Origin of the sequence: Mesorhizobium sp. M7A.F.Ca.ET.027.03.2.1 (genome assembly GCF_003999175.1) — a bacterium.
Taxonomy (GTDB): Bacteria; Pseudomonadota; Alphaproteobacteria; order Rhizobiales; family Rhizobiaceae; genus Mesorhizobium.
Map to the genome: position 1 here is coordinate 1 of NZ_RZOM01000879.1, position 2,628 is coordinate 2,628.

General features: G+C 63.0%; 4 protein-coding genes. 3 read left to right on the forward strand and 1 reads right to left on the reverse strand.

Annotated elements, in window-relative coordinates:
* The 3 genes from EN750_RS28335 to EN750_RS28345 all read left to right on the forward strand — a co-directional run.
* The coding region (locus EN750_RS28335) for an FAD-binding oxidoreductase (protein WP_145967982.1) at positions 1–1,059 on the forward strand (1,059 nt) is incomplete at its 5' end.
* A complete protein-coding gene (locus tag EN750_RS28340; RefSeq protein ID WP_189526532.1) occupies positions 1,059–1,640 on the forward strand; it encodes an NAD(P)H-dependent oxidoreductase in 582 nt (193 codons plus the stop codon). The genes EN750_RS28335 and EN750_RS28340, both read left to right, overlap by 1 nt.
* Positions 1,640–2,227 carry an NAD(P)H-dependent oxidoreductase gene (locus tag EN750_RS28345; RefSeq protein ID WP_127398713.1) on the forward strand — a complete coding sequence of 196 codons (588 nt, stop codon included), beginning with the start codon at positions 1,640–1,642 and terminating at the stop codon, positions 2,225–2,227. The genes EN750_RS28340 and EN750_RS28345 overlap by 1 nt, the downstream gene beginning before the upstream one ends.
* A 149-nt stretch (positions 2,228–2,376) precedes the next feature.
* Here EN750_RS28345 and EN750_RS28350 read toward each other — a convergent pair.
* Positions 2,377–2,628: glycine cleavage T C-terminal barrel domain-containing protein (locus tag EN750_RS28350; RefSeq protein ID WP_145967983.1), on the reverse strand; the 252-nt coding region annotated here is incomplete at its 5' end.

Here is a 2,628-nt window from a genome sequence, read left to right on the forward strand (position 1 = left end):
ATCCTGGCCGATATCGACAAGGCAACGCGGGCGCATTCCGGGCAGGAACTGCGGCTGTCGCCGTCCACCTACAACACCGCTTCGATCGGCGGCTTCATCGCCGGCGGTTCGGGCGGCGTCGGTTCGATCAATTTCGGCGGCCTGCGCGATTTCGGCAATGTGCTGCGCCTGCGTGTGGTGACCATGGAGGCCGAACCGAAAGCGCTCGAACTCACCGGCGAGGATCTGCACAAGGTCACCCACGCCTATGGCACCAACGGCATCATATCGGAGGTCGAGATGCCGCTGACCGCGGCCTATGAATGGATCGATGTCATCGTCGGCTTCGACGCTTTCATGGATGTCGCCCGGTATGGCAATGCGCTGGCATGTCAGGACGGTATCCTGACCAAGCTGATCACGCCGATAGCCGCACCCGTGCCGCAACTCTATTTCAAGCGGCATCAAAAGTTCCTGAAACAGGGGCAAAGCATTTGCGTCGTCATGGTGGCGCGGCACGGGCTGGACGCTTTCCTGGCCTTCACCCGCCGTGCCGGTGGCGAGGTGATCTACAATGCGGCCACGGCGACGCCGGACGAGAAAAAGGGCCTGCCGCCGGCCTATGAATTGGCCTGGAACCACACCACGCTGAGAGCGCTGCGCGTCGACCCTTCGATCACCTATCTGCAGTCGCTCTACCCCTTTCCCAACCAGCTGGCGCTGGTCGAGAAGATGGATGCGATGTTTCCCGGCGAGGTTTTTTCGCATCTGGAATTCGTGCGGCTGGACGGCAACATCACCTGCTTCGGCCTGCCGCTGGTCAAGTTCACCACCGAGGCGCGGCTCGACGAGATCGTGCGTCTGCATGAGGCGAATGGCTGCCCGATCTTCAATCCGCATCGCTACACGCTGGAAGAGGGCGGCATGAAGCAGACCGACGCGGTACAGCTTGCCTTCAAGCGCGAAACCGATCCGCAAGGCCTGCTCAACCCCGGCAAGATGATCGCCTGGGAAAACCCGGACTACGACTACCGCTCGGGCCGGACTTTTTTGTTCAGGGGGTTGCAGAAGGTGGGATGATGAACATCCTCGTCCTTTACGCCCATCCGGTCGAGACCAGCTTCAATGCCGGCCTGCACCGCATGATAGTAGAGCGGCTGACAGCGGCGGGCCATACGGTCGATGACTGCGACCTCTACGCGGAGGATTTCGATCCGCGGATGACGCGCCAGGAAAGACTGGACTACCACAGCCAACGCGGCGCCGCTGACGCTGCCGCGCCCTATGTCGAACGCCTGCTGCGCGCCGATGCGCTGGTGCTTTCCTATCCGGTCTGGAACTACGGCTTTCCAGCGATCCTGAAAGGCTTTTTCGATCGCGTCTTCCTGCCCGGCGTGTCGTTCAAATTGGTCGACGGCAAGGCGCAGCCGTCGCTGCACAACATACGCAAGGTTGCCGCGGTGACCACTTATGGCGGCAGCCGGTTCCGCGCCATGCTGATGGGCGATCCGCCACGCAAGCTGATCAAGCGCATGCTGCGCGCCACCGTAAAACCGGGCGCGCCGGTGAGCTACCTCGCGCACTACGCGATGAACCTGTCTACCGACCAAACGCGCAAGGCTTTCACGACCAAGGTCGCGGCCAGCATGGATGCCTTCTGATGCGTGCGCTGGTGGTCTACTGCCATCCGGTACCGGAGAGTTTTTGCGCGGCCATCCGCGACACCGCCATCGACGTGCTGATGCGACGAGGCTGGGAGGTGCGGCTGCTCGACCTCTACGCCGAGAAATTCGATCCGGTGATGGGCTGCGACGAGCGGCGCTCCTACAACGACCAGTCGCCGCAGGACCCGGCACTGAAGCCGCATTTCGAACTGCTCAACTGGGCCGAAGCGATCCTGTTCGTCTATCCGACCTGGTGGTACGGGCTGCCGGCGATGCTGAAGGGCTGGCTCGACCGGGTGTGGGCGACGGACGTCGCCTTCAAGCTGCCGGCCGGCAAGGGACGGATCAAGTCGCTGATGACGCATGTGACCAAGGTCGGCGTCATCACAACCTGCGGCGCGCCGACCTGGTGGAGCGTCGTCGTCGGCCAGCCGGGCCGCAAGACCCTGCTGCGCGGCATGCGGGCGCTGTGCGCGACGCGCTGCCGGACGTTTTTCCTGGCGCACTATCTGATGGATGCCTCAACACCGGCGACAAGGGCGGCGTTTCTGGCGAAGGTGCGGGCGAAGTTGGAGCGGTTTTGAGGGAATTGGCGTCCTTCTCCCCGTTCCACGGGGAGAAGGTCCCGGCAGGCAGATGAGGGGCAGGACGAACATTGCAGAGGTTGGCGCCGCGCCTCATCCGGCCCTTCGGGCCACCTTCTCCCCGTAAACGGGGCGAAGGAAGAGGGGTGCTACATCCTTGTCCGTTCTGACTTCGGATCATACATCGGCTTCAGCGACGCTTCCGCCGCAAAGCGCTCGCCGGCGATCTCGATCTCGTAGGTTGAGGCCAGCACATCCGCCTCGCTCTCGCCTTTACAGGGCACATAGCCCAGCCCCATCGCGCCGCCGAGATGATGGCCGTAATTGCCTGACGTGATCGGACCGACGATCTTGCCGTCGCGCAGGATAGCCTCGTTGTGGAAGAGCAGGGGCTCTGGGTC

Excerpts from the sequence above, each read along its gene's own strand:
- EN750_RS28340 (WP_189526532.1), top strand. The coding sequence starts at position 1,059 with ATGAACATCCTCGTCCTTTACGCCCATCCGGTCGAGACCAGCTTCAAT.
- EN750_RS28345 (WP_127398713.1), top strand. The coding sequence starts at position 1,640 with ATGCGTGCGCTGGTGGTCTACTGCCATCCGGTACCGGAGAGTTTTTGC.